This window comes from Streptomyces sp. BK79 (assembly GCF_044142145.1).
Taxonomy (GTDB): Bacteria; Actinomycetota; Actinomycetes; order Streptomycetales; family Streptomycetaceae; genus Streptomyces.
This window is the reverse complement of sequence record NZ_JBHVOC010000020.1, coordinates 88,361-113,230: the sequence shown is the minus strand read 5'-3', so window position 1 is coordinate 113,230 and position 24,870 is coordinate 88,361. Positions and strand designations below refer to the sequence as shown.

Sequence of the window (24,870 nt, the reverse complement as noted above, 5' to 3'; positions counted from 1 at the left end):
GGGAACCGCGCGGCCGGCCACACACAACTCGCGGCCGACGCGGGTCGGGGCCCCCGCGGCGGGTAGTCGGACCACATGAGCGGCACCGTGTCTCCAGAGGACGCCTACACCGCGGCCCCGTTCGTGCCGGACCGCGGCGGACTCCCCGCCCTGCGCGAGGCCGCCGCCGGGTGCAGGGGCTGCCCCCTGCACCGGGACGCCACCCAGACCGTGTTCGGCGCCGGTGCGGCGACCGCCCGCGTCATGCTCGTCGGCGAGCAGCCCGGCGACCAGGAGGACCGGCAGGGCAAGCCCTTCGTCGGTCCGGCCGGCAAGCTCCTCGACCGGGCGCTCGAGGAGGCCGGCATCGACCCGGCGGACGCGTACGTGACCAACGCCGTCAAGCACTTCAAGTTCACCCGGGCCGAGCCCCGCAAGCGCCGTATCCACAAGTCGCCCACCCTGCGCGAGACGACCGCCTGCGGGCCCTGGCTGGCCGCCGAACTGGCCCGGGTGGAGCCCGAGCTGATCGTGGTGCTCGGCGCCACGGCCGGCAAGGCGCTGCTGGGGTCCTCGTTCCGGGTCACCGAGGTGCGCGGCACGGTGCTGGAGGAGGAGATCCACGGGCACCGCGAGCGGCTCGTGCCGACCGTCCACCCCTCGGCGGTCCTGCGCGCCGAGGACCGGGACGGGGCGTACCGGGGGCTGCTCGCGGATCTGAAAGTGGCGGCACGCGCCCTGGGGTAAGGGTTAGCATGGCTGTGTGTCCCTTACCTTCACCTTCGATCCGCCCGTCACCCCCGACCTGCGCGACGGTGTGCTCGACCTGTGGACCGACGTCACCAACGCGGGCGGTTCCGTGGGCTTCGTGCCGCCCGTGACGCGCGACGACGTCCGCCCCGAACTGGTCAAGCACCTGGTGGGCATGGCCGAGGGCCGCACCCGCCTCCTCGTCGGACGCGACGAGGAGGGGCAGGTCGCCGCCACCGCCTTCCTCACCCTCAACACGCACCGCCTGATGACCCACTGGCTGTGGCTCTACACGGTGATGGTCCACCCCCGCCACCAGGGCCGGGGCTACGGCCGCGACCTGATGGCCGCCGCCGCGGACGCGGCCCGCTCCGTCGACGGCATCGAGGCGATCCGCCTCACCTGCCGGGGCGGCCTCGGGCTGGAGCGCTTCTACGAGTCCTGCGGCTACAAGGAGGTCGGCCGGGTGCCCGGCGCGATCCGGGTGGCGCCGGGCGACGACCGCGACGACATCTTCATGCTGCTGCCGCTGACCTGAGCCCCGCGCCCGGGTGTGACCCCCGTGCGGGGCGCGCTTCCCGGCATGCTTCACTGGACAGTGCCTCTTTGTGCCAGAAACGGAAGAGTGGATTGAGATGCTCCGCTACACGCTGATGCGCCTCGGAATCTTCGTGGGCTGCCTCGTGGCCGTCTGGGGGCTCGTCTACGTCGGCGTGTTCCCGCGCGGACTCGGTGACTCCAACGGCATGTGGATCCTCCTGCTCTCCCTGCTGATCTCGGCCCCCATCAGCTACGTCGCCCTGCGCAAGCAGCGGGACCAGGCGTCGGCCCAGGTCGTCACCCGCGTGGACCGCATGAAGGCCAACCTGGACGCCAACCGCGGCCAGGAGGACGTCGCCGACGACACGGCGCGGGCGCAGGGCCAGGCGCAGGGCCAGACCTCGTAACGTACGTCACGCACGCGCGCGCCCCGGTTTCCGAACTCACCGGAAACCGGGGCGATCTGCGTTTTACGGGCAGTACGCGTCTCCTGCCTCTCAAAGAGAGGCTTTGGGGGTCTCAAAGCACAGGTGTTAAAGTCGTGTGCATGAAGCACGCAGCCGCGCCCCACTCACCCGCGAGCCTCGCGCTCGTGGCGCGCCTGCACGTGGACCTCGGTCGGTGCGCGTCCGCGAACTGTCGCCCCTGACGTTCCCCCTCATCCCGTCGTTCTCCACGTCAGCCCCGCGCGTCCGTCCCCGCGTCCCGTCCCCCTACGGAGTCCGTCCGTGTCCTCACCCGCGTCTTCCTCCGCGAAGTCCTCCGCCGAGAAGTCCCCCGAGAAGCCCTCGAAGTCCTTCGGGCTGCCCTTCAAGGTGCCCTTCTGGGCCCAGATCATCGGCGGTCTCGTCCTCGGTGTCCTGCTGGGCTGGCTGGCCCGCAGCCAGGACATATCGTGGCTGGTCACCACCCTGGAGAAGGTCGGTGACACCTTCATCGGCCTGCTGAAGCTGGCCGTCGCACCGCTCGTCTTCTTCGCGATCCTGGTGTCGATCACCAACCTGCGGAAGGTCAACAACGCGGCCCGCCTGGCGTCCCGCACCCTCCTCTGGTTCATGATCACCTCGCTGATCGCGGTGGCCATCGGCCTCGTCATCGGCCTGGTCACCAACCCCGGCGCCGGCACCGGCCTCACGCCCGCCGACGGCGCCAAGCCGGAGAACACCGGCTCCTGGATCGACTTCCTGACCGGCATCGTCCCGACCGACGTCATCACGCCGTTCACCGAGCTGAACGTCCTCCAGATCGTCTTCATGGCCGCCGTCGCCGGCATCGCCGCCCTCCAGCTCGGCGAGAAGGCCCAGCCGATCCTGAACCTGAGCGAGTCGATCCTCGAACTCCTCCAGAAGGCCCTGTGGTGGGTCATCCGCCTCGCCCCGCTCGGCACCGTCGGCCTCATCGGCCACGCGATCGCCACCTACGGCTGGGACCTCATCGGCAAGTACGCCACCTTCACCGCCGACATCTACGTCGGCTGCGCGATCGTGATGTTCGTGGTCTACCCGGTGCTGCTCGCCACCGTCGCCAAGGCCAACCCGCTCCAGTTCTTCAAGGGCGCCTGGCCCGCGATCCAGCTGGCCTTCGTCTCCCGCTCCTCCGTCGGCACCATGCCGCTGACCCAGAAGGTCACCGAGCGCCTCGGCGTGCCGAAGGAGTACGCGTCCTTCGCCGTGCCGTTCGGCGCGACGACCAAGATGGACGGCTGCGCCGCGATCTACCCGGCCATCGCCGCGATCTTCGTCGCGCAGATCTTCGACATCCAGCTCGGTGTCGGCGACTACCTGCTGATCGCCTTCGTCTCGGTGGTCGGCTCCGCCGCCACGGCCGGCCTCACCGGCGCCACGGTCATGCTGACCCTGACCCTGTCCACGCTGGGCCTGCCCATGGAGGGCGTCGGCCTGCTCCTCGCGATCGACCCGATCCTGGACATGATGCGGACGGCCACGAACGTCGCCGGCCAGGCTCTCGTCCCGGTGATCGTCTCGGCCCGCGAGGGTCTGCTCGACCGCAAGGCGTACGACGAGGCGCACAGCTCGCCGATCGACGAGCCGGAGCGGGACGAGCCGGTGTCGGACCGGGTGCCCGTCGCCGCCTGACCCTCCCGATCCGGGCACCGGCGTGGCGCCGACCCGGCGCCGACCGGCGCCGACGTCCTGGACACCGCCGCACGGACCGTACGCTGATTCGCATGGGTGCTGGAAAGACCAAGCGGATGCCGCGTGCGGTCCGTGAGCAGCAGATGCTCGACGCCGCCGTGCGCGTCTTCGGGCAACGCGGTTACATGGCGGCGTCGATGGACGAGATCGCCGAACTGGCGGGCGTGTCCAAGCCGCTGGTGTACCTGTACCTGAACTCGAAGGACGACCTCTTCTCCGCCTGCATCCGCCGCGAGGCCCGCGCCCTCACCGAGGCGGTGCGGGCCGGTGTGCGTCCGGGGCTGTCCGCCGACGGACAACTCTGGTCGGGGCTGCGGGCGTTCTTCACCCACACCGCGCGCGATCCCGACGCCTGGCGGGTGCTGCACCTGCACGCCCGCACCCACGGTGAGCGGTTCGCGGCCGAGGTGGCGTCGATGCGCGAGGAGATCGTCGCGTTCGTCACGCAGCTGATCGCGGCCGCGGCCCGGGACGCGCACCGGGACCCGCACCTGGCCGAGGGCGAGGTGGCCGGGCTGGCCGAGGCCCTGGTCGGCGCCGCCGAGTCGCTGGCCGACTGGGCGGGCGCCACCGAGGGCGTCACCGCGAAGCAGGCGGCGGCGACCCTGATGAACTTCGCCTGGGCGGGCCTGGGCGGCCTGATGACCGGCCGGCCCTGGTCCCCGCCGGAGGAGACCGGGCCGGGGAGCGGGCCGGAGCCCGTCGCTCAGGCCGCCGGGTAGGGCTCCACCGTGCCGGTCAGGTGCAGGCGCCGTCCGGCACCGCCGCGCAGTTCGAACCGCCCGTCCCCGGCCCCGTACGTCACCGTCCCCGGCAGCAGGACCGGGGCCCGGAACTCGGCGCGCACCACGGCCGCGTCCGGTGTCCCGTGCTCGGCGAGGCACCGGGCCACCGTCCACATGCCGTGCGCGATGGCGCGGGGGAAGCCGAAGAGGCGGGCGGTGAGCGGGTGCAGGTGGATGGGGTTGCGGTCCCCGGAAGCGGCGGCGTAACGCCGCCCGATGTCACCGGCGAGCCGCCATTCGGCGCCGGTCGGCAGGGGGGCCGCGGGGGTGCTCTCGCGGTCGCCGGCGGCCAGGGCTCCGTCCGTCCGGTGCCGGGCCAGGTACGTGCTGCGTGACTCCCACACGAGGTCCGCGCCGGACCGCAGCTCCGTGACGACCGCGGCCTCGGTGCCGCGCCGGTGCGGGACGAGGCCCTCGACGTACGTGGTGAGGTCGTACGCGGCGGTCGCGGGCAGGGCGGCCCTGCGGGTGAGGGCGATCGAGGTGTGGACCAGCCCGAGCAGCGGCAGCGGGAAGTCCCGGCCGCTCATCAGGCGCATGGCCACCGGGAAGCCCAGGACGTGCGGATACGTCACCGGGAGCGCGTCCGCCCCGGTCGGGATCCCGCACACCCGCTCGTAGGCGGCCAGCCGCGCGAGGTCCACCCGCAGGCCGGGGACCGTCAGCCGGGTGCGGGGGAAGTCCGCGTCCGGGCGGGGCCGCTTGAGGGGGGACAGCAGGGCCCCGCGCAGGAGGAGCGGGGGAAGGGCGGGGACGCCGGTCAGCGCGGTGGTGGCGGGCGCGGTGGTCATCACGCCCCCAGCAGGCTCTGGCCGCAGACCCGGACGACCTGGCCGTTGACCGCGCCCGAGGCGGGGTGGGCGAGCCAGGCGGTGGTGCGCGCCACGTCGACGGGGAGGCCGCCCTGGGCGAGGGAGTTCATGCGGCGGCCGGCCTCGCGGATGAACAGGGGGACCGCCGCGGTCATCTTCGTCTCGATGAATCCCGGCGCGACCGCGTTCACCGTCACCCCGTGCCCGGCCGCCGCGCGCGGGGCGAGGGAGCGGACCATACCGACGATCCCCGCCTTGCTCGCGCCGTAGTTGGTCTGGCCCGCGTTGCCCGCGATCCCGGCGATCGAGGCGGTCGCCACGATCCGGCCGCCCCGCTGCACCGCGCCCGCCGCGAGCAGCGCGTCGGTGGTGCGCAGCACGCTCGCGAGGTTGACGTCGAGGACGGAACTCCAGCGGTCGGCCGGCATGTTGACCAGGCGCCGGTCGCGGGTGACGCCCGCGTTGTGGACCAGGACGTCGAGTCCGCCGGGCAGGGCGGCGGCGATGCGCTCGCCCGCGTCGGCGGTGGTGATGTCGAGGGCGAGGGGGGTGCCGCCGAGCCGCTCGGCGACCTCGCGCGCCTCCTGCTCGGCCCGCGGCACGTCGAGGACGACGACGTGGGCGCCCTGGCCGGCCAGCGTCTCGGCGACCGCCGCGCCGATACCCCGCGCGGCGCCGGTGACCAGTGCCGTGCGGCCGGCGAGGGGGAGGTCCCAGTCGTCCGGGGCGGCCGTCGCGTCCGCCGTGCCGACCTCGATCACCTGGCCGCTGACGTAGGCGGAGGCGGCGGAGAGGAGGAAGCGCAGGGTGGACTCGGCGGCGCCGGCGTCGGTGAGCCGGACGAGGTTGACCGTCCTGCCCCGGCCGATCTCCTTGCCGAGCGACCGCGTGAAGCCCTCCAGCGCCTGCTGGGCGGCGGCCTGGTGGTGGTCGGCGGGGTCGAGCGGGGCGCCCAGCACCAGCACCCGGCCGCCGGCCGCGACGGACTTCACGACGGGGTGCAGGGCGGCGTGCACCTCGGTGAGCGCGTCGACGTCGCGGACGCCGGTGGCGTCGAGGACGACGGCGGCGGGGCGGCCGGTGTCGTCCGGGCCGAGTCCCGTGCGGGCCAGCACCGGGGCGAGGCCGAGGCCGGTCTTGCCGGCGGTGAGGTGCAGCAGGCCGCCGTCGAGGGTGTCGCGCCGCAGTTCCGCGGGCTGCGGCAGGCCGAGGCGGCGGGTGAGGAATCGGCCGGGCGCGGTGCCGGTGAAGCTCAGGTAGCGGTCGGCCATGTGCTCTCTCCCCAACGGCTGTGTCGTGTCCACAGGTGCTTACTCTGGAGTAGGGTTACCGAAGGTAAGCCTACGTCACGGGTGAGGAGCAGGTCGAGATGAGCCCTCTGGCACCGCAGCCGACGCGCCGCGTCGCGGTCATCGGCGGCACACGGATCCCCTTCGCCCGCTCGGACGGGCCCTACGCCACCGCCTCCAACCAGGAGATGCTCACCGCGGCCCTCGACGGCCTGGCCGAGCGGTACGGGCTCCAGGAGCCGGGTGCGGTCGGCGAGTTCGTCGCCGGCGCGGTCCTCAAGCACAGCCGCGACTTCAACCTCGCCCGCGAGACGGTCCTCGGCTCGGCACTGGACCCGCGCACTCCCGCCTACGACATCCAGCAGGCCTGCGGCACCGGACTCCAGGCCGTGATCGCCGCCGCCAACAAGATCGCCCTCGGCCAGACCGGGTCGGCCGTCGCGGGCGGCGCGGACACGGCGAGCGACGCGCCCCTGGGCGTCAACGACCGGCTGCGCCGCATCCTCCTGGAGGCCCGCCGGGCGAAGTCCCCCGGCGGCCGGGTGAGGGCGCTGGCGAAGATCCGGCCCGGCCACCTCGTCCCCGACATCCCGCGCAACGCCGAGCCGCGCACCGGCCTGTCCATGGGCGAGCACGCGGCGGTGACCGCCCGCGCCTGGGGCATCACCCGCGAGGCGCAGGACGAACTGGCGGCCACGAGCCACCAGCGGCTGGCGGCGGCGTACGAACGCGGCTTCTTCCAGGACCTGGTGGTCCCCTTCCGGGGCCTGGCCCGCGACCAGAACCTGCGCCCGGGCTCGACGGCGGAGAAGCTGGCCGCGCTCAAGCCGGTGTTCGGCCTGGACGGCCCCGCCCCCACCATGACGGCGGGCAACTCCACGCCCCTGACGGACGGCGCGGCGACCGTGCTGCTGGCGAGCGAGGAGTGGGCCGAGGCGCGCGGGCTGGAACCGCTGGCGTACCTGACGGCGTACGAGACGGCGGCCGTGGACTTCGCCGGCGGTGATGTCGCGGGCGGCGAGGACGGGCTGCTGATGGCCCCGGCGTACGCGGTCCCGCGCATGCTGGAGCGGGCCGGGCTCGGCATCGAGGACTTCGACCTGGTCGAGATCCACGAGGCGTTCGCCTCCCAGGTGCTGGCGACGCTGGCGGCCTGGGAGAAGCGGGGCCTGGCCCCGGTGGACCGCGCCCGCCTGAACACGGCCGGCTCCTCCCTGGCCACCGGCCACCCCTTCGCCGCGACCGGCGCCCGCGTCGTGGCGACGCTGGCCGCGGTGCTCGCCGAGCGGGACGGGCCGGGGCGCGGGCTGATCTCCGTGTGCGCGGCGGGTGGCCAGGGCGTCACGGCCATACTGGAACGAACGTGACTTACCCGCAGGTAACCCCCGGAGCTGCACACGCCCGGCGCGGGACCACCTTGGAACCCGCACCAACTCCCCACGAGGGGCCCGTACGATCCCCGGACTGACCGCCGGTAACCCACCTCTCGCGGACCGGCGATGAACGCCTCGGCGCGCGAGGCACGTACGTCACGCAGCCAAGCAGTGCGGCAGCGGTGTCGCCGCCGCACGTCCCAGGAGCCGCCCGTGTCCACCCCGCTTCCCTCCTTCGCAGCGTCCGCCGCCTACGCCGACTCGCCCGGCCCCGCCCTGGTGGCGCCCGAGATCCGGCGGCTGGACGGGGCCGTACGGGAGGCGTACGTACCGCCGTTCGCCCCGCCCGTGCGGCGCGGCTCCCTCGCCGACCTGCCCTTCGACAACGCGGCCGCGGTCCCCGGCCAGGTGGTCCTCAGCCGCAGGTCGCCGGAGGGGAACTGGTCCGAGGTGACGGCGGCCGAGTTCGCCGCACAGGTGCTGGCGGTGGCCAAGGGCCTGATCGCCGAGGGCCTGACACCGGGCGACCGCATCGCCATCATGGCCCGGACCACGTACGAGTGGACGCTGCTCGACTTCGCCGCGTGGGCGGCCGGCCTGGTCACCGTGCCCGTCTACCCGACGTCCTCCCTCTTCCAGACCCGCTGGATCCTCCAGGACTCCGGCGCGGTCGTCCTGGTCACCGAGACGTCCGCGCAGGCCGCGGCACTCGGCCCCGAACTGGACCGCATGCCCGACCTCAAGCACCTGTGGGTGATGGAGAAGGGCCACGTGGAACAGCTCGCGGAGGTGGGCGGGCGGGTACCGGACGCGGAGGTGGAGGTCCGCCGGGGCATGCTGAGCCCCAGCACCCTCGCCACCCTCATCTACACCTCGGGCACCACCGGCCGCCCCAAGGGCTGCGCGCTGACCCACGGCAACTTCTTCGCCGAGGTCGACAACGCCATCGAGCTGCTCTACCCCGTCTTCAAGGCGAAGACCGGCGAGGAGCCCTCGATCCTGCTCTTCCTCCCGATGTCCCACGTCTTCGGCCGTATGGTCGCCGTGGCCTGCGTCCGCGCCCGGGTCCGCCTCGGCCACGCGCCGAGCCTCAAGCCGGAGGACCTGCTGCCGGACCTGGCGGCCTTCCGCCCGACCTGCCTCCTGACCATCCCGTACATGCTGGAGAAGATCTTCAACACCGCCCGCGCCAAGGCCGAGTCGGGCGGCCGGGCCTCGGCCTTCGACCGCGCCGTCTCGGTGGCGGTGCGCTACGGCGAGGCCATGGAGGCCCGCCAGACGGGCGCGAGCGGCGGACCGGGCCGCGCCCTGAAGACCGCCCGCTCCTTCTACGACCCCCTGGTCTTCCGCAAGATCCGGGCCGCCATGGGCGGCCGGGTCCGCTACGTCATCTGCGGCGGCTCCCCGCTGGGCCGCCGCCTGGCCGCCTTCTACGCCGGGGCCGGCATCGAGATCTTCGAGGGCTACGGCCTGACCGAGACCACGGCCGCGGCGACGGTGACGCCCCCGCTCAAGCCGCGCCTCGGCACGGTCGGCTGGCCGCTGCCCGGCACCCGCATCCGCATCGCCGCCGACGGCGAGATCCTCATCGCCGGCGACCAGGTCCTGCACGGCTACTGGGACCCCCAGGCGGGCGGCGTCGTCCAGGCCGCCCCCGACGGCTGGTTCGCGACCGGCGACATCGGCAGCCTCGACGACGACGGGTACCTGACGATCACCGGCCGCAAGAAGGAGCTGCTGATCACCGCGGGCGGCAAGAGCGTCGCTCCGGCCCCGCTGGAGAACTGGCTGCGCGCCCACCCCCTGATCTCCCAGTGCGTCGTCCTGGGCGACCGCCGCCCCTACGTCACCGCCCTGCTCACCCTCGACCCCGACGGGCTCACCCACTGGCGCCGCATGAACGGCAAGCACCCGGTGCCGCCGGAGCTGCTGACCGAGGACGAGGAGGTGCTGGCCGTGCTCCAGCGCGCGGTCGACGAGGCCAACAAGCTCGTCTCCCGCCCGGAGTCCATCCGCCGCTTCGCCGTCCTGCCCCGGGACTTCACCGAGTGGGAGGGGCACCTGACCCCCTCCATGAAGCTGCGGCGCGAGGCGATCATGCGGGACTTCGCCGAGGCGGTGGAGGGGCTGTACGGGGGGTAGGGGGGTCGGGGGTCGGGGGTCGGGGGTCGGGGGTCGGGGGGTGGGGGCTGGGGCAGAAGGGCTGGGCAGCGGGGCCGGGGGGGAGAGAGAGGCGAGGGGCCTCAGCGGCGGGCGATGAGGCAGGCCTGCGGCACCTTCGCGGAGGTGTCCTCCTCCTGCACGCGCACCGTCCGCGACAGCACGGTGAACCCGGCCCGCTCCAGCAGCTCCGCCATCGGTTCCGGCCGCCGCCGTTCGAAGTGCAGGGCGACCGGCCGGCCGAAGGGGCGGTCGAGGTGCAACGGCTCGTCGCCGACCTGGAAGGCGAGCAGGAAGTGCCCGCCCGGTGCCAGCACGCGCCGCACCTCACCGAAGAGGTCCGGCAGCCGCTCCCACGGAGTGTGGATCGACGAGTACCAGGAGACGGCCCCCGCGAGGGCGCCGTCGGGCAGGTCCAGCTCCAGCATCGAGCCCCGCTCGAACCGCAGGCCCGGGTGCTCGCGGCGGGCGATCGCGAGCATGGCGGGGGAGAGGTCGAGGCCGAACACGCGCAGGCCGAGCGAGGCGAGGTGCGCGGTGACCCGGCCGGGCCCGCAGCCCAGGTCGGCCACCTCGCCCTCGGGCCCCACCAGCTCGGCGAAGGCCCCCATCAGCGCCCGGTCCAGCGGCGTACCGGCGCCCGTGGCACGGTGCAGGCCGGCGTAGTCCTCGGCGATGGCGTCGTAGAAGGCGCGGGTGGTGTCCAGGAAGCCGGAGTCGGAGTCGGAGCTGGAGTCGGAGCCGGAGCTGGTGTCTCGGTTCATGGGCGGGAACCTTAGCGGCCTGCCGGACCGGAAGGGCGGTCGGCCCGGAAAGGGCAGGAGCCCCGTCGCCGTGACCGGCGCGGGGCTCCTTGGGTACTGCTGTGTCGATCAGACGATCAGACAGGAGTGACGTTCTCCGCCTGCGGGCCCTTCGGACCCTGCGTGACGTCGAAGGACACCTGCTGGTTCTCCTCGAGGGAACGGAATCCCTGAGCGTTGATCGCGGAGTAGTGGACGAAGACGTCCGGGCCGCCGCCTTCCTGGGCGATGAAACCAAAGCCCTTTTCGGCGTTGAACCACTTCACGGTTCCGGTAGCCATAAGCCCTCCTTGGGCCCAAAGGGTTGCCCTGCTCCAGAACCAGCAAGTGTGAAGACTTTGAATGCCGCACAACTGCATACGTCTGAGAACGACGAGAGCCCGCGGTCACATGCTCCGCAGGCTCTGTACTGCAAGGGAAACCAAACTGCAACTTGCTGTGAGCCTAGCACGCAGGCCCCCGAGCGCAACAGAGGCCAAGATCACTTCACCCGGATGTTTGAACACCGCCGCCGTTCGGCTGACGCCGGGGCCCGGCGGGTGCGCCTGATGGGCTCGGCGGGTGCGCCCGATGGGGCTCGGCGGGGGCGGCGGGGGGTGGACGCCGGGGGAGGGCTAGCCTCGCGATGTGGACAATTCTCGCACCCGGCCGCGTGTCGGCCACATCCAGTTCCTGAACTGCCTGCCCCTGTACTGGGGGCTCGCGAGAACGGGGACGCTCCTCGACTTCGAGCTGACGAAGGACACCCCGGAGAAGCTCAGCGAGCAGCTGGTGCGCGGCGACCTCGACATCGGTCCCGTCACCCTGGTCGAATTCCTCAAGAACGCCGACGACCTGGTCGCCTTCCCCGACATCGCCGTCGGCTGCGACGGCCCGGTGATGTCCTGCGTGATCGTCTCCCAGGTCCCGCTGGAGCGGCTGGACGGCGCCCGCGTCGCCCTCGGATCGACCTCGCGCACCTCCGTACGCCTCGCCCAGCTGCTGCTCGCCGAGCGCTACGGCGTCACGCCGGACTACTACACCTGCCCGCCCGACCTGAGCCTGATGATGCGGGAGGCGGAGGCGGCCGTGCTCATCGGCGACGCCGCCCTGCGCGCCAACATGCTCGACGGGCCCCGCTTCGGCCTGGAGGTGCACGACCTGGGCCGGCTGTGGAAGGAGCACACCGGCCTGCCGTTCGTCTTCGCCGTCTGGGCGGCCCGGAAGGACTACGCCGAACGCGAGCCGGTCCTCACCCGCAAGGTGCACGAGGCGTTCCTCGCCTCCCGCAACCTCTCTCTGGAGGAGGTCGACAAGGTGGCCGAGCAGGCGGCCCGCTGGGAGGACTTCGACGAGGAGACCCTGGCGCGGTACTTCACCACCCTCGACTTCCGCTTCGGCACCCCGCAGCTGGAGGCGGTCACCGAGTTCGCCCGCCGCGTGGGCCCGACCACCGGCTTCCCGGCGGACGTGAAGGTGGAGCTGCTCCAGCCCTGATCCACCCCTGATCCGCTCGCGGGAGCCTTCCGGAGCCTTCCGGAGCCTTCCGGGGGCCTTTCGCGGGCGGCGCACTACCCTGCTGGCAGGTACTGACGTACTGGCGTACGGGGGAGGGGTGGCGCCATGCGGCCGCTCGACGTCGACGAACCCACCGTCGTGGGGCCCTACCGGCTGCTCGGCCGGCTGGGCTCCGGCGGCATGGGCCGGGTCTACCTGGGCCGAAGCGCCGGTGGCCGCACGGTCGCCGTGAAGATCGTGCACCCGCACTTCGCGCTCGACGAGGAGTTCCGTGCCCGGTTCCGGCGTGAGGTGGACGCCGCGCGCCGGGTGGGCGGTGCCTGGACCGCGCCCGTGCTGGACGCCGACCCCGAGGCGCGCGTCCCGTGGGTCGCCACGGCGTACGCCGCCGGCCCGTCCCTCACCGCGGCGGTCACGGACGGCGGCCCGCTGCCCGCCCACTCCGTACGGGCGCTGGGCGCGGGCCTCGGCGAGGCGCTGGCCGCGGTGCACGACCTGGGCCTGGTCCACCGGGACGTGAAGCCGTCCAACGTCCTGCTCACCCTCGACGGCCCCCTCCTGATCGACTTCGGCATCGCCCGCGCGACCGACGGCACCGCCTCGCTCACCTCGACGGGCGTCTCCGTCGGCTCGCCCGGCTACATGTCGCCCGAGCAGATCCTCGGCAAGGGCGTCACGGGCGCGGCGGACGTCTTCTCCCTGGGCGCGGTACTGGCGTACGCGGCGACGGGCGAGCCGCCCTTCCCCGGGGACTCCTCGGCCGCGCTCCTCTACAAGGTCGTCCACGAGGAGCCGCGGCTCGACGCCCTCGACGGCGCCCTCGGCGGGGAGCTGCGGGACCTGGTGGCGGCGTGCCTGGCCAAGGACCCGGCCGCCCGGCCGTCCCCCGGGGAGGTCGCCCGGCGCCTCGCCCCCGAGGGCGCGGCACGCCTGGTGTCCGGCGGCTGGCTGCCGGGGCCCCTGGTGGAGCGGGTCAGCCGCAGCGCCGTACAGCTCCTGAACCTGGAGGCGGCGGAGTCGCCGTCGGGGTCTTCGGGGCCGTCGGAGTCGTCGGAGGCGTCGGACGGGGCGTCGGGCCCGGTGGGCTTCAGCCGGCCGTCGGTGTGGGCGCCGGAGGCGCGTGACGCGGCCGGACGGCCGGGAGCGGGCGGCGGGGCGGGGCGGGGAACGGGCGGCGGGGCCGGGCCGGGAACGAGTGGCGCGGCCGGACGGCCGGGAACGGGTGGCGGGGCGGGGCCCGGCGTCTTCGGGCCTCCGCCGGTGATGCCGCCCACGCCGACGGCGCCCGGGGCGGCGGACGTACCCGCGCCGCGCGAGGGCGACCGGGCTCCCGGGCGGCTCTCCGTCTCCGTGGCGGCCACCTCCACCCGGGCGGGCGAGGGCCGCGGGGGCCGGCGGCTCAGCTGCACCGTCGCCCTCGCCGTGGCCGGGGCGATGGCGGCGGTGACGGTCGGCTCGGTCCTCGTCCTCGACCTGCTGCCCGGCGGGGAACGCGGCAACGACGCCGACGGGGGCGGCACCCCGTCGGCGTCCGCACCGGCCGACCCCGGGGCGGGCGGGAGCGCCGAGGCAGTCCCCGACCGCTACGTCGGCACCTGGGAGGGCCAGGCCGTCGCCGTCGAGGGCAACCTGCCGCTGGGCACGTTCCGGCTGACCGTCCGCGAGGCCGCGGTGGGCGAGCGACTGGGCACCCTGCGCCACACCGACCTCTTCGGCGGTACCTGCGACGACGTACTGACCGTGAAGAAGGTGACCGGGAAGGAGGTCGTCGCCGGCGCCGTGGGGGCCGAGGGCAACCGCGACGTCTGCAACCAGGCCCTCCACACCGTCCGCCTCACCCCGGTCGGCGACGACCTCCGGTACGAGTCCGACAGCGAGGACTCGGGCCGGCCGAAGGCACGGTTGTCGAAGGTCGAGTAGCGGGTGACGGCCACGGTGCGGTCCACCGTCGCGCTCACCGTCGCGTTCGGCGGTGCCTCCGTCGGGCCCCTGCAACCGGGCCGGTCATTCCTGTCACTACTGTGTCTGCGACAGCGAACACCCCCACAGCATCCAGGTGTTCGTCGACGCGTCGCGACGGAGAAGGCCGGCCATGGAGACACTGCAAGCGGACGACCCGCGGGAGTTGGGCAGTTACCGCCTCCTGCGAAGACTGGGCGCCGGCGGTATGGGCCGCGTCTACCTCGCCCGGTCGCCCGGTGGCCGCACCGTCGCGGTGAAGGTGGTCCGCCCCGATCTCGCGGCGGACGGCGACTTCCGGACCCGGTTCCGGTACGAGGTCGAGATAGCCAGGGCGGTGTCCGGCCGCTTCACCGCCCCCGTCGTGGACGCCGACCCGGACGCGCCGGTGCCGTGGCTCGCCACGTCGTACGTCCTCGGCCCCGACCTGACGGACGTGGTCGCGGTCCACGGAGCGCTGCCGGAGCGGACGGTCCGCGCGCTGGCGGCCGGGCTGGCCGCGGCGCTGAAGGACATCCACGCGGCGGGGCTGATCCATCGCGACCTCAAGCCCTCCAACGTGCTGCTGGCGGCCGACGGACCGCGTCTGATCGACTTCGGCATCGCGCGGGCCGTGGACGGCAGCCGGATGACGCAGACCGGTGTGGTGGTCGGCTCGCCCGGTTACATGTCGCCGGAGCAGGCGATGGGCAAGGACGTCGGCACGGCGGGCGACGTGTTCTCGCTGGGGTCCGTGCTCGCGTTCGCCGCGACCGGGCGCAGCGTCTTCGGCGACGGCACCGCCTCGCACGCCGCGCTGCTCTACCAGGTCGTGCACGGCGAGGCCGACCTCACGGGCGTACCCCCGTCCCTGCTGGGGCTGATCCGCGCCTGCCTCATGAAGGACCCGGCGCAGCGGCCGGCGCCCGCGGAGATCGTGGCCGCGCTGGCCGGGGAGGGCATCGACACCGCCCTGCACGACTGGCTGCCGTCGGCGGTGGCCTCCACGATCGCGACCCACGCCGCGGGGATCCTGGACCTGGAGGGCCCGGGAACATCCGCCGCCGCCCCTCACGCACAGGCCGCCGCCGCGTTCGGTCCCGCGCCGACGATGCCGGCCGGCCCGATCCCGCCCGGTACGCCGCCGGCCGGTACGCCGGCGCACGGGACGCCGCCCCCCGCCGGATACGGCACCCCGCCCGGTGGCACGCCGGCACCGGCGCCCGCCTACGGCACCCCGCTTCCCGGCACGGTGCACGTCGGCGCCGACGGCGCGTCCCCTCCGGCCCCGGCCCGGCGCCGGGTGCTCGGTATGGCGCTCGGCGGTGCGGCGGCCGTCGCGGTGGCCGGCGGCGCCACCGCGTGGGCGCTCACCTCCGGCGGCGACGACTCCGACGGGGCGGTGGACGCTCCGGGCAAGGGCGGTTCGGCCGAGCCGGCGGACGACACCTTCAGCACCCCGCCCGCCGGGGTGGCCCCGCAGCCCCTGTGGCACAAGTCGGCCGCGGAGGACAGCACCAGCACGGGCGTACCGCTCCTCACGCACGACGGACTGCTCCTGGTCAGCGGCGACCCGCTCGTCGCCTACGACGTCACAACGGGCAAGGCCCGCTGGACCCGGCCCGGCATCTGCCGCCCCGGAGCCCAACTCCTCTTCCACGACGGCAAGGTGTTCCTCGCCGACGGCGACTACGACGGCGTCCTGGTCGCCTACGACGCCGGAACCGGCGAGGAGGTCTGGCGCAGCCGCCTCGGCAAGGAACTGTCCGTCGAGGACACGATCGCCATCGACGACAAGAACGTCTACGTCACGGCGACGGACTACGGCCAGTCGCGAAGCGCCACCAAGTACCGCACGGCCGTCGCCGCCATCAGCCACACCACCGGCAAGAAGGCGTGGGTCCAGCACCGCGACTGGGGCACCAAGGACTACGACGTCCAGGGCAGCGTCTCGGGCAGGTACCTGGTCTACGCCGACTCGAACCTCAACCTCACCGTCCGCGACACCGCCACCGGCGGCCAGTTGTGGACCAGGAAGATCGGCGAGGAGTGGACCTGGCGGCCCACCGTCGCGGGCGGCCTCGTCTTCCTCCCGGGCGCCGAACTCACCGCCCTCGACGCGGACAAGGGCAGCACCGTCTGGACCCTCGCCCCGGCCGGCCGCCGCGGCTTCAACAACCCCACGGTCATCGACGGCGTGCTCTACACCAGCGACCACGACGACGGCGTATGGGCGGTGAACGTCAAGACCGGCAAGCGGACCTGGCTCTGCGACGAACTCGACGTCGAGGGCCCGGAAACGTTCCTGCGCGCCGGATCGACCCTGTACGGCGCCACCGGCTCCCTGGACGGCGGCATCGTCGCCCTGGAGACCCGGACGGGCAAACTCCGCTGGACCTACAGCGACAGCAAGGCCACCGGCGAGCCCTGGCAGACCGCCCTCTCGGGCAACCGCCTCCTGGCGACCCACGGCCACGAGATCTACGCGCTGCCAGCCGTCTGAGACACGGGCGGCCGAGCCTGCCGGCGAGGACGGACAGTAGTCTCCGTTTCCGGAGCAACGAACACGGCCGCGGAGGCCGACGGGGAGGAAGACCACCATGCGGATGCTGGTCACGGTCGTCAGCGGGGGCGGTGCACCGCACGATGTCGTCGTCACCGCGGACGACACCGCGACGGCCGGCGACGTCGCCCAGGCACTGTCGACAGAACCGGGCCTGAGCGGCACCCCGGCGGGCATGCCGACGAACGTCAGGGTCCTGCCCGGCATGGCACCGCCCCCGCTCCCCGGTTACGGGGCGGCCGGGACCGGCGGGCCGTCCCTGTGGGCCGACGGCGTGCTCTGTGACCCGGCGGCGCCCGCCGCGCAGGTGCTGCAGGACGGCATGCGGATCACCGTGGACGACTCGATGGGCCCATTGCTGCGCAAGGGCGAGCCCGTCGGCCAGTTCGAGCTGAGGGTGGCCGGCGGTCCCGCCTCCGGGCGGGTGGTGCGTCTCGGCGTCGGTGTGACCACCCTGGGCTCGGCACCCACCTGCACGCTCGCCCTGCCGGGAGGCTCGCTGCCGCCGGTCGCGCTCCGGGTGGCGATCGACATGCGGGGAGACGCCACCCTCACCCCCGAGGGCGGCGCCGACGTCCGGCTCGACGACGAGACGGTGCCGGCGGCCGGGGCGCCCTGGCCGCCGGACGGCGTCGTGCGGATCGGCGACTCGCTCCTGGTCCTGGCCCGCGTCGCCGCGCCGGACGCGCACCTGTCCGCGATGAGTGAGGGCGGCCTCGCCTACAACCGTCCGCCGCGGCTGTCCCCGCTGCGACCCCGCCGCCGGCTCGTGGTGCCGGTGGCACCGAGCAAGGGGGAGCGTGCCCGCTTCCAGCTCCTCATGGCGGTCATGCCCATGGCCTTCGGCATCGGCATGTACTTCCTCACCAAGCAGATCTACATGCTGCTCTTCTGCCTGATGAGCCCGCTGATGATGGCCGCCCAGTGGATCAGCGAGAACCGCGAGGGCAAGAAGAAGCACCGGACCTCCCTCAAGCAGTACAAGAAGGATCTCGCCGCCCATCAGGCCGAACTGGCCGCCCTCGCCAAGGAGGAGCAGCGCGCTCGCCGGGCCGACGCCCCCGACCCGGCCGAGATCCTGCTCTTCGCCACCGGCCCCCGCCGCCGGCTGTGGGAGCGCCGGCTCACCGACCCCGACGCCTTGCAGCTGAGGATCGGGGTCGGCGACCTGCCCTCGGACGTGGAACTCGTCCTCGGCCGCGGCGGCTCGATGTACGAGGAGGACGCCCCGGAACCGCCGGTCCTCACCGACGTCCCGGTCACCCTCCCCTTCACCCAGCTCGGTGTGGTCGGCGTCGCCGGTGACCGGGAACGGGCGCTGGCCACGGCCCGCTGGCTCGCGGTGCAGGCCGCGGTTCTGCACAGCCCGCGGGACCTCTCCCTGGTGTCGCTCACCGCCACCCCGAACGCCGGCGCCGACTGGCACTGGGTCCACTGGCTGCCCCACACCAGCCCCGACCAGGGGCAGGAGTGCGTCGCGCTGGTCGGATTCGACCCGGAGACGGTCACCCGCCGCGTCAACGAGCTGCTGAACGAACTGGCCCGGCGCAAGGCGGCCCGCGAGCAGAACACCACGACCGGCCAGCTCTACCCCGACCCCACCGTCCTGCTGGTCCTCGACGGCGCACGCCTGCTGCGCCGCGTCCCCGGCGTGCCCCAGCTCCTCAGCGAGGGGCCGCGGTACGGCATCGTCGCCCTGTGCGTGGATGAGGACGAACGGCTGCTGCCCGAGGAGTGCAAGGCCGTCGTCGCCTGGTCCCCGGACGCCCCGCACCACGTCCGCGTACGCGGCCACGGACTGGAGTCCGCCGGGGACGTCCTGGCCGACCGGGCCACCCCCGAGTGGTGCGAGTTGCTCGCCCGCTCCCTCGCGCCGGTGCGCGACGTCAGCCGCGACGACGCCGGCGGCGCCCTGCCCACCTCCGCGCGACTGCTGACGCTCCTGGGCATGCCCGATCCGTCCGGTGTCGACGTGGAGCGCGTCTGGCGGGCGGGCGGTTCGACGACCGCCGCGCCCGTCGGCATCGCCGCGGACGGCACGTTCGTCCTCGACATCCGAAGGGACGGCCCGCACGCGCTGGTCGCGGGCACCACGGGTGCCGGTAAGTCCGAGCTGCTCCAGACGATCATCACCTCGCTGGCCGTCGTCAACCGGCCGGACTCCCTGAACTACGTACTGATCGACTACAAGGGCGGCAGCGCCTTCATGGACTGTGCCCGCCTGCCGCACACGGTCGGCATGGTCAGCGACCTCGACGCCCACCTGACCGAGCGGGCCCTCGCCTCGCTCGCGGCCGAGCTGCACCGCCGGGAGAGGATCCTCTTCGACGCCGCAGCCAAGGACATCGAGGACTACAACGACACGCGCAAGCTCCGCCCGGAGCTGGAGCCGATGCCCCGGCTCGTCCTGGTCATCGACGAGTTCGCGTCCCTGGTCGCGGAACTCCCCGACTTCGTCGCGGGCCTGGTCGACATCGCCCGCCGGGGCCGCTCCCTGGGCGTGCACCTGATCCTGGCCACCCAGCGGCCCGCCGGCGTGGTCAGCGCCGACATCCGCGCCAACACCAACCTGCGGATCGCGCTGCGGGTGACGGACGCCTCGGAGTCCATCGACGTCATCGAGGCCCCCGACTCGGGAGCGATCGCCAAGTCCACCCCGGGCCGGATGTTCGTCCGTTCCGGTGCGCAGTCCCTGATCGGCGTGCAGTCCGCCCGCATCGGCGGCCGCCGCCCCGCGACGGGCGGCACCGGCCCGAAGGCGACCCTGCTGCCGCTGCCGTGGCACGCCTACAGCCGCCCGCTGCCCAAGCGCGACGAGGCCGAGGACGACGGCACCATGGTCACCGACCTGGCCGTCCTCGTCGACGCCGTGCGCGACGGCGCGCGGCGGATGGGCTTCGGCGAACAGCGCAGCCCGTGGCTGGACCCGCTGTCCGAACTGGTCACCCTGGACGAGGCGACGGCGTACGCCGCACCGGCCGGTCCGGAACCGGCGGCGGACGTCGCGCCGATCCCGTACGGCCTGATCGACCTGCCGGCGCGGCAGACCCGCATGCCGCTGTCCCTGGACCTGGTCCACGGCGAGCACACCATGATCCTGGGTGGCGCCCGCTCCGGCCGTTCGACGGCCCTGCGGACCCTGGCGGGCTCGCTCGCTCGCAACACCTCCCCGCACGACGTGCACGTGTACGGCATCGACTGCGGCTCCAACGCGTTGCTGCCGCTCATGCGCCTGCCCCACGTCGGTGCCGTGGTCACCCGCGACGAACCGGACCGCGTCCGGCGCCTCATCGAACGCCTGCTGGCGGAGATCGCCCGGCGGCAGCAACTGCTCGCCATGGAAGGCGCGTCCAGCGCCGCAGAGCAGCGCGCGACGGCCGCGCCAGAGGACCGCCTCCCCTGGATGGTGCTGCTGCTCGACGGATGGGAGGGCTTCGCCTCGACCTTCGAGGCGTACAACTACGGCCAGCTCCTCGAAGCGGCTCAGCGCATCTTCCGCGAGGGCTCCGCGGTCGGCCTCAAGGTCGTCATGACCGCCGACCGGACCGGCCTCAGCGGCCACGTCTCGTCCGCTTTCGCCGACCGGCTGATCCTGCGCTTCGCCGACCCGAACGACTACTCCACCGCCGGGCTCCAGGCCCGCGAGGTCCCGAAGAACATGCCCCCCGGACGCGCCCTGCGCATCACGGACACCGGCGTGGACGAGACGCAGATCGGCCTCCTCGCCCCGGATCCGGCCGGTCAGGCCCAGGTACGAGCCCTGCGCGAGATCGCCGAGGAGGCCGTCGCCCGCCACGGCCGCGTGCCCGCGGGCCGCCGCCCGATGCGGGTGGACGCCCTGCCCACGCACATCACGGCCTCCGACGCCCTCGCCCTCGACCCCGACTTCGCACCGCCGTCCGCCCTCTGGGCGCTCATCGGCGTGGGCGGCGACGAACTCCACCCGATCGGCGTCGACCTGGAGGAGAGCGGCCCCGGCTTCGTCATCGCGGGCCCGCCGAAGTCCGGCCGCTCGACGACCCTGATGGCCGCGACGGAGTCCCTGCTGCGGGTCGGCACCCCGGTCGTCCTCGTGGCCCCCCGCCGCTCCCCGCTGCGCGACCTGGAGGGACGGGACGGAGTCCTGGGCCTCCTGAACGCCGACAGCCGCGAGGACGACCTGGAGGAACTGATCTCCAAGGCCTCCGGTGATTCCTACGTCGTGATCGTCGACGACGCCGAACTCCTCTACGACACCAGCCTCGACGAGGCCCTGGAAACGGTGGTCCGCAAGGGTGCCGACGGCGGCGTCGGCCTCATCGCCGCGGGCTCCACGGACAGCCTCTCGGGCCAGTACCGAGGCTTCGCCGTAGAGGCCCGCAAGTCCCGCAACGGCATGCTCCTGACCCCCCAGAGCCCGTCGGAAGGCGAACTCTTCGGCATCCGCCTCCCCGCAAACGCCGGCGGCGGCCCAGCGGGCAGCGGCCTGTTCGTGACCGGGGGGTCCTTCATGCCGATCCAGGCGGTGACGAACGGCTAGCGCCCCTCCACGACGCGACTACGGGCCCCTGCCTGGGAGGCGGGGGCCCGCGGGGGTTTTGGGCGCCTACGGTTTAGTGAGGCGACCGGGGGTGGTGGGGGCTGTGTCGGGCTTCTCGGGGGGCCAATTGCGGAGTACCCAGCGGCGGCGAAGGATCAGCGCGACGGTCCCCACTAGAAAGAACACCGCGATGAGTGAGGTGCCGAACACGGGGAAATTCGTCGGGGGAATGGTGACCCAGTGACGAGAGAGGAGGTGGGAAGGTTTTTGCGGGTCATATGTGGCCCACATGCGGTCACCGATGTGAAAGTCGGGATGCATGCCAGAAAAGTCTGATAGGTCAACTTCTTCCCCGGCCCGAGAGCCAAGGGTGAACTTGATTCGTACGTAATTCGCGTTCTCGTTAACGTCCGTAACGATGGCGGGTGCAGCTACGCCACGCTCGCGCAAATCCTGCAGCAAAGAGTGTGCCGGAATCCAAAGGAAAAGGGCCATGCTCAGAGCTAGTAAAAATCCACCGAATGAGCCCAAGATGTGGCGGTAACCGGGGAGTGGCGGTTGTTCTCTGTAGGCCGCAAGTCGGGCGGCGGACTGTCGATTCATTGCGACTCTCGGCGGTAGTGTGTACTCGCCGGAGCGCTTCCTTCTCTTCTTCTTAGCCAGCCCTGTCTGCTTCATGAAAACCATCCAGTCACGCTCTTCTTGACGTCGGATGCGGCATCGCCGATGGCGGCGCCTGTCTGCTTAACCGCTCCTGTGACCGCATTAACTGCAGGCTTGCCATACTCGCTCTTGATGACGTAAGAAACCCCGTATCCGGCACCGAAACCCACCGCTACGCCTGCGGCGATACCCCAGCCGACTGGCCCTCCGGCCAGCGCTACAAGTCCCATCGCACCCCACGTGCCGACTGCACCGGCCGCCATTCCCCCTACGTTGGCGGCGATGGCAACGTCCGTCTCGGTACCGTGGGTGACATCCCACCCGATCGCCCCGATCGTGAGCACCGTCCCCACCAACGGCAACTTCCCACCCGCATGCAGCGCGCGTCCGAAGAGCGACGCCGAGCTGGGCGGTCGGAGCCCAGGTACCTTGCCGACCAGCCAGCTGCCACCATCCGCCACGGACGCGTCCAGCAGGCGGGAGAACGGCCCCATCCCGAATCGGCCCAGGATCCGTTCCGCCTCCCGCGCCGACTGCCGGGAGGCCCGGGCCGCACGTTTGGTCTCGTTCTTGAACTTCCTCTTTTCCTCCCTGCTCATCGCGGTGACGCGCTGCTCGTACAACCGACTCGCCTCGTCGGAGAACTTCAGCGACCGCTCCCAGAAATGCCCCGCGTACTTCGCCTGCATACCGATGACGGAAGCCAGCAACCCGGCCGTGTCCGACCAGGTGTCCGCAGGATCGCCGAGTTTCTTCACAGCGATCTCCGTGTGCGTCCAGGCCATGTCCCACAGGCCCGGATCGTCCCCTTGCATCAGGGCCCGGTTGAACACGGCGGTGGGCTGGTCCTCGCCGAAGTCGCCGTGGAACAGCGCGGCCGCCTTCTCGAACCCCGGCGCGGGCGCATGCGCGCCGATCGCGGCGGTGAACGCGGAGCCGAACACCTTCACATCGTTCTCGGCGGTCGGCGCACCGGCAGCGGCGACGGTCACCGGAAGAACGGCGAGCAACTCCGGGTCCATCGCGGCGTAGAACGCCGACGTGAAATCCGGATCCCCCTTGTGTTTCGCCAATTCCGCAGCGATCCGGTGAAACGCCGCACCGGCCTGGCCCTCGCCCGGCTCCACAGCGTCATTGATCTCTTCGGCGAGCTTCCTCCCTCCTGCCCGCGCTTCCCCCACGGTCGCGACGGGCTCGCGCAACCGCACCATGGCACCGCGCTTGAGACCCGACTGATCCAGCTCCATCGCCGCCGCCAGCGCGTGCCGGCGACGCAGCATGGGAAGCTCGTCGTCCACCCACCCGGCGATCTTCCCGATCTCCGTGAGGTGGGTGGTCTCCAGCCCGAGCCGCTGGAACCGGGCCGTGTAGGAGGACTTGGCGTCGCGCAGCGTCTTGCTGCCGCGCGCGAGGTCATCAATGGTCCTCCGGAGATGGTCCGGATTGATGCCGGTGAAGTGGGGATCAACCACGGGCCGACTCCTGCTCCTCGCCGTCACCCAGCCGCGGATCGATCAGGACGGACCGGACTTCGGACCCGGCCAGGCAATTCTCCAGTTCACCCGTAGGGATGATCACCCACGGCTGCTGCTCGCCCATCGCCTCGACCAGGAGAGGTACGGACGTGAAGGCCAGAGCGGTGAGTCGAGTCGCGCCGTCGTCGCCGGTCACCGGCAAGAGGGTCACTTCGACGGGATCGCGGCCGGCCGGTGTGCCGTCAGTGATCTGCGGCGCTCCGGTCACCGTGGGCAGCACGAGAAACTCGGGATTTTCCCGAGTTGTGTCGCTGGACGTCATCGCCTCAGATTAGGCGGCGTGAGAGGCGGACCGGCATTCGCTGATGCGCAGCTCACCAGTGCGTTGACCAGGCAATGGTGAAAATACGATAAAAGCGGGAGGGCCTTGTGGCAGACGAAGGGGCGAAAGTAGCCAACCCGAAAAGGGCGGATCTCGAGAAACTCCGCAGCGACCTCGCCAAGGAGGTGGAAGGCCTCCGCAAGACGCTCAAGACCCCGACCGAGGACATCGGCGGCGGCAAGGTCTGGGTCGGCAAGAACGCCCGTGCTTGGCACCGCGAGTTGGACGGACGGCACCGCAGACTCGCGGAACAGGTAGGCAAGTTGCTCCCCGTCGTCGACGCGGCCCTGCGAGGCGAACCCGAAAAGGTGTCGGCGACCGAGGCGCGCTCGTATCACCAGGACCGGTGAACGCCGACGGGGCGCCGAGGCCACGGTCCCCCAAGGACACGGCCCCGGCGCCCCGGCCGGTCACCCGCTGCGCTTGATGCGCCTGCGATCAGGTGGCGCGCTCGATGTTGTCGGCGCTGGTGTTCGCGGACTTGCTGGCGTCATTCAGTGTGTCGACCCACTTGTCGAAGGTGGGCTTCACGTCGCGCCAGTCGTCCCGGAACCGGTCGGCCTTCGGACCCTTCCAGTAGCCGGAGCTGTCCGCCGTGGCCGACTGAAGGTCCTTGATCAGGAGCTGCAGGTCGTGGGCCTTGCGGGCGTACAGCTTCGACAGTTCCCGGAGCCGCGTGAGATCTGCACCGCGATCCATGGGCGTTCCTCCCCGTGTCATCAAAGGCAAGCGGACTGTCCGTTCGCAACAGTGGACGCTACAACACCAGCAGCAGTTCCCGTCCACTGCCGTTGCAGATGGGATCCTCCGGTGAACAACCGGTGTGCACGGGGTGTGACCAGGCAGATCAGGGCTCCTGCGGGGGCCCGGGGGGTGCGACAGTATCCTGGGTCTCCGGAGACAGCGGGGGAGAGCTGCTATGGCAAATCCTGACATACAGGAACTCAACCAGCGCGCCAACCAGTTGCGGTCGCTGGCCGACCACATCGAAGAACTCGTCGACGCCGCGAAGAACCACAGCACCACGGGCATGAAGACCTGGTCGGGCCCGAACGCGGACGACGTGCGCGGCAAGCTGAGGACCTGGAAGACGAAGTGCGGCACGGTCGCCAAGGCCCTGCGGGACGAGGCGCAGAAGTGCGCCCAGGACGCCAAGGACCTTCAGGACAAGAAGAAGTAGGAGAGG

Annotated in this window: 21 protein-coding genes; 13 read left to right on the top strand and 8 right to left on the bottom strand. The window is 72.4% G+C overall.

The annotated features are described in order from the left end of the window. Positions 1-75 precede the first annotated feature (75 nt). The 5 genes from ACFIF2_RS24375 (at position 76) to ACFIF2_RS24355 (ending at position 4,147) form a co-directional block, all read left to right on the top strand. Positions 76-726 (top strand): UdgX family uracil-DNA binding protein, encoded by a 651-nt coding sequence (locus tag ACFIF2_RS24375; RefSeq protein ID WP_395575357.1) that lies wholly within the window; start codon positions 76-78, stop codon positions 724-726. Positions 727-742: 16 nt separating this feature from the next. Next, positions 743-1,267 carry a GNAT family N-acetyltransferase gene (locus tag ACFIF2_RS24370; RefSeq protein WP_395575356.1) on the top strand — a complete coding sequence of 175 codons (525 nt, stop codon included), beginning with the start codon at positions 743-745 and terminating at the stop codon, positions 1,265-1,267. 97 nt (positions 1,268-1,364) lie between these two features. Then, a complete protein-coding gene (locus ACFIF2_RS24365) occupies positions 1,365-1,676 on the top strand; it encodes a DUF4229 domain-containing protein (protein ID WP_395575355.1) in 312 nt (103 codons plus the stop codon). A 396-nt stretch (positions 1,677-2,072) separates the two neighbouring features. Then, positions 2,073-3,365 (top strand): dicarboxylate/amino acid:cation symporter, encoded by a 1,293-nt coding sequence (locus ACFIF2_RS24360; protein ID WP_395575424.1) that lies wholly within the window; start codon positions 2,073-2,075, stop codon positions 3,363-3,365. Between the two features lie 92 nt (positions 3,366-3,457). Further along, positions 3,458-4,147, top strand: coding sequence for a TetR/AcrR family transcriptional regulator (locus tag ACFIF2_RS24355; RefSeq protein WP_395575354.1), 690 nt, complete (start codon positions 3,458-3,460; stop codon positions 4,145-4,147). Here the strand turns inward: ACFIF2_RS24355 and ACFIF2_RS24350 are convergent. After that, a complete protein-coding gene (locus ACFIF2_RS24350) occupies positions 4,132-5,001 on the bottom strand; it encodes a MaoC family dehydratase (RefSeq protein WP_395575353.1) in 870 nt (289 codons plus the stop codon). The two genes, ACFIF2_RS24355 and ACFIF2_RS24350, sit on opposite strands and share 16 nt — an antisense overlap. After that, the gene (locus tag ACFIF2_RS24345) at positions 5,001-6,293 is read right to left on the bottom strand and encodes a 3-oxoacyl-ACP reductase (RefSeq protein WP_395575352.1); all 1,293 of its coding nucleotides are present in this window, start codon (positions 6,291-6,293) and stop codon (positions 5,001-5,003) included. Before ACFIF2_RS24345 ends, ACFIF2_RS24350 begins: the two co-directional genes overlap by 1 nt. A gap of 98 nt (positions 6,294-6,391) precedes the next feature. Here ACFIF2_RS24345 and ACFIF2_RS24340 point away from each other — a divergent pair, with 98 nt between their 5' ends. Both ACFIF2_RS24340 and ACFIF2_RS24335 read left to right on the top strand, forming a co-directional pair. Next, a complete protein-coding gene (locus ACFIF2_RS24340; protein WP_395575351.1) occupies positions 6,392-7,678 on the top strand; it encodes an acetyl-CoA C-acetyltransferase in 1,287 nt (428 codons plus the stop codon). Between the two features lie 219 nt (positions 7,679-7,897). Continuing rightward, positions 7,898-9,826 (top strand): AMP-dependent synthetase/ligase, encoded by a 1,929-nt coding sequence (locus tag ACFIF2_RS24335; protein ID WP_395575350.1) that lies wholly within the window; start codon positions 7,898-7,900, stop codon positions 9,824-9,826. 101 nt (positions 9,827-9,927) lie between these two features. On the opposite strand, the gene ACFIF2_RS24330 is transcribed toward ACFIF2_RS24335, so the two are convergent. Together ACFIF2_RS24330 and ACFIF2_RS24325 are read right to left on the bottom strand one after the other, a co-directional pair. Beyond that, positions 9,928-10,608: a class I SAM-dependent methyltransferase gene (locus tag ACFIF2_RS24330; RefSeq protein ID WP_395575349.1), complete on the bottom strand. Its 681-nt coding sequence runs from the start codon at positions 10,606-10,608 to the stop codon at positions 9,928-9,930. A 116-nt stretch (positions 10,609-10,724) separates the two neighbouring features. Beyond that, entirely contained in the window at positions 10,725-10,928 is a 204-nt protein-coding gene (locus ACFIF2_RS24325) for a cold-shock protein (protein ID WP_003974443.1), read from the bottom strand. A 346-nt stretch (positions 10,929-11,274) separates the two neighbouring features. Here ACFIF2_RS24325 and ACFIF2_RS24320 point away from each other — a divergent pair, with 346 nt between their 5' ends. The 4 genes from ACFIF2_RS24320 (at position 11,275) to ACFIF2_RS24305 (ending at position 21,164) form a co-directional block, all read left to right on the top strand. Then, complete coding sequence (locus ACFIF2_RS24320) at positions 11,275-12,123, top strand: menaquinone biosynthetic enzyme MqnA/MqnD family protein (protein WP_395575348.1); 849 nt, start codon at positions 11,275-11,277, stop codon at positions 12,121-12,123. Between the two features lie 126 nt (positions 12,124-12,249). Then, on the top strand, positions 12,250-14,064 hold the full coding sequence (locus ACFIF2_RS24315) for a serine/threonine-protein kinase (RefSeq protein ID WP_395575347.1): 1,815 nt from the start codon (positions 12,250-12,252) through the stop codon (positions 14,062-14,064). 172 nt (positions 14,065-14,236) lie between these two features. Continuing rightward, a complete protein-coding gene (locus tag ACFIF2_RS24310; protein ID WP_395575346.1) occupies positions 14,237-16,585 on the top strand; it encodes a serine/threonine-protein kinase in 2,349 nt (782 codons plus the stop codon). A gap of 97 nt (positions 16,586-16,682) precedes the next feature. After that, positions 16,683-21,164: an FtsK/SpoIIIE domain-containing protein gene (locus tag ACFIF2_RS24305; RefSeq protein WP_395575345.1), complete on the top strand. Its 4,482-nt coding sequence runs from the start codon at positions 16,683-16,685 to the stop codon at positions 21,162-21,164. A 66-nt stretch (positions 21,165-21,230) separates the two neighbouring features. Here ACFIF2_RS24305 and ACFIF2_RS24300 read toward each other — a convergent pair whose 3' ends face one another. The 3 genes from ACFIF2_RS24300 to ACFIF2_RS24290 are packed head-to-tail and all read right to left on the bottom strand — an operon-like array spanning position 21,231 to position 23,624. Beyond that, positions 21,231-21,851 (bottom strand): hypothetical protein, encoded by a 621-nt coding sequence (locus tag ACFIF2_RS24300; RefSeq protein WP_395575344.1) that lies wholly within the window; start codon positions 21,849-21,851, stop codon positions 21,231-21,233. Beyond that, positions 21,839-23,299 (bottom strand): hypothetical protein, encoded by a 1,461-nt coding sequence (locus ACFIF2_RS24295; protein ID WP_395575343.1) that lies wholly within the window; start codon positions 23,297-23,299, stop codon positions 21,839-21,841. The genes ACFIF2_RS24300 and ACFIF2_RS24295 overlap by 13 nt, the downstream gene beginning before the upstream one ends. Continuing rightward, positions 23,292-23,624 carry an SAV_915 family protein gene (locus ACFIF2_RS24290; RefSeq protein ID WP_395575342.1) on the bottom strand — a complete coding sequence of 111 codons (333 nt, stop codon included), beginning with the start codon at positions 23,622-23,624 and terminating at the stop codon, positions 23,292-23,294. Before ACFIF2_RS24290 ends, ACFIF2_RS24295 begins: the two co-directional genes overlap by 8 nt. A gap of 107 nt (positions 23,625-23,731) precedes the next feature. On the opposite strand from ACFIF2_RS24290, the gene ACFIF2_RS24285 reads away from it, so the two are divergent. After that, positions 23,732-24,034 carry a hypothetical protein gene (locus tag ACFIF2_RS24285; protein WP_395575341.1) on the top strand — a complete coding sequence of 101 codons (303 nt, stop codon included), beginning with the start codon at positions 23,732-23,734 and terminating at the stop codon, positions 24,032-24,034. Between the two features lie 88 nt (positions 24,035-24,122). On the opposite strand, the gene ACFIF2_RS24280 is transcribed toward ACFIF2_RS24285, so the two are convergent. Continuing rightward, positions 24,123-24,383 carry a WXG100 family type VII secretion target gene (locus tag ACFIF2_RS24280; RefSeq protein ID WP_366768461.1) on the bottom strand — a complete coding sequence of 87 codons (261 nt, stop codon included), beginning with the start codon at positions 24,381-24,383 and terminating at the stop codon, positions 24,123-24,125. Positions 24,384-24,603: 220 nt separating this feature from the next. Between ACFIF2_RS24280 and ACFIF2_RS24275 the strand changes: the two genes are divergently transcribed. After that, positions 24,604-24,864, top strand: a complete 261-nt coding sequence (locus ACFIF2_RS24275; RefSeq protein WP_395575340.1) for a hypothetical protein — start codon at positions 24,604-24,606, stop codon at positions 24,862-24,864. Positions 24,865-24,870: the final 6 nt, after the last annotated feature.

What these genes read in the sequence shown, in the direction of transcription:
- ACFIF2_RS24355 (WP_395575354.1), top strand. Translation starts at nt 3,458, where the DNA reads ATGGGTGCTGGAAAGACCAAGCGGATGCCGCGTGCGGTCCGTGAGCAG.
- ACFIF2_RS24325 (WP_003974443.1), bottom strand. Translation starts at nt 10,928, where the DNA reads ATGGCTACCGGAACCGTGAAGTGGTTCAACGCCGAAAAGGGCTTTGGT.
- ACFIF2_RS24350 (WP_395575353.1), bottom strand. Translation starts at nt 5,001, where the DNA reads ATGACCACCGCGCCCGCCACCACCGCGCTGACCGGCGTCCCCGCCCTT.
- ACFIF2_RS24340 (WP_395575351.1), top strand. Translation starts at nt 6,392, where the DNA reads ATGAGCCCTCTGGCACCGCAGCCGACGCGCCGCGTCGCGGTCATCGGC.
- ACFIF2_RS24375 (WP_395575357.1), top strand. Translation starts at nt 76, where the DNA reads ATGAGCGGCACCGTGTCTCCAGAGGACGCCTACACCGCGGCCCCGTTC.
- ACFIF2_RS24290 (WP_395575342.1), bottom strand. Translation starts at nt 23,624, where the DNA reads ATGACGTCCAGCGACACAACTCGGGAAAATCCCGAGTTTCTCGTGCTG.
- ACFIF2_RS24305 (WP_395575345.1), top strand. Translation starts at nt 16,683, where the DNA reads ATGCGGATGCTGGTCACGGTCGTCAGCGGGGGCGGTGCACCGCACGAT.
- ACFIF2_RS24280 (WP_366768461.1), bottom strand. Translation starts at nt 24,383, where the DNA reads ATGGATCGCGGTGCAGATCTCACGCGGCTCCGGGAACTGTCGAAGCTG.
- ACFIF2_RS24365 (WP_395575355.1), top strand. Translation starts at nt 1,365, where the DNA reads ATGCTCCGCTACACGCTGATGCGCCTCGGAATCTTCGTGGGCTGCCTC.
- ACFIF2_RS24300 (WP_395575344.1), bottom strand. Translation starts at nt 21,851, where the DNA reads ATGGTTTTCATGAAGCAGACAGGGCTGGCTAAGAAGAAGAGAAGGAAG.
- ACFIF2_RS24315 (WP_395575347.1), top strand. Translation starts at nt 12,250, where the DNA reads ATGCGGCCGCTCGACGTCGACGAACCCACCGTCGTGGGGCCCTACCGG.
- ACFIF2_RS24345 (WP_395575352.1), bottom strand. Translation starts at nt 6,293, where the DNA reads ATGGCCGACCGCTACCTGAGCTTCACCGGCACCGCGCCCGGCCGATTC.
- ACFIF2_RS24310 (WP_395575346.1), top strand. Translation starts at nt 14,237, where the DNA reads ATGGAGACACTGCAAGCGGACGACCCGCGGGAGTTGGGCAGTTACCGC.
- ACFIF2_RS24330 (WP_395575349.1), bottom strand. Translation starts at nt 10,608, where the DNA reads ATGAACCGAGACACCAGCTCCGGCTCCGACTCCAGCTCCGACTCCGAC.
- ACFIF2_RS24275 (WP_395575340.1), top strand. Translation starts at nt 24,604, where the DNA reads ATGGCAAATCCTGACATACAGGAACTCAACCAGCGCGCCAACCAGTTG.